1 pseudogene is annotated in these 374 nt (G+C 31.8%); it reads left to right on the top strand.

The window, feature by feature from the left end:
- Nucleotides 1-374: pseudogene (locus OF365_RS03310) on the top strand (DEAD/DEAH box helicase family protein); the annotation flags it as partial.

The following is a 374-nucleotide window of genomic DNA, read 5'->3' on the forward strand; positions in this document are numbered from 1 at the left end:
TGGTTCATCGACTTTTGGAAATAAAAAAATATTAACCGAATACGGGAAATTAGACGCTTTTTTAACCGCTGTAAAATACGAGAATTACGAATTAATTTATATTCGTGATGAAGCCCATTATGGATCAGCTAATAAACGTAATGTTTTATTTAATGATATTTATGATCAACAAAAAGTAAGGAAAGTGAGTCAAAAACACGAAGTGCGTGCGGATGCTTTATTGCAACAAGCAGCATCTTTTATTGTTCACATGTCAGCGACTCCCAATAATAATTATCCGCAAGTCGTGTTAAGTGAAAAAGATTTATTAAACGATAACATTGCTTTAGTTAAAAGAGCAGCATTTTTTAATCATGATTTAGCTTCAATTGCTG

It is taken from the genome of Ureaplasma zalophigenitalium, assembly GCF_025780055.1.
Classification (GTDB): domain Bacteria; phylum Bacillota_I; class Bacilli_A; order Mycoplasmatales; family Mycoplasmoidaceae; genus Ureaplasma; species Ureaplasma zalophigenitalium.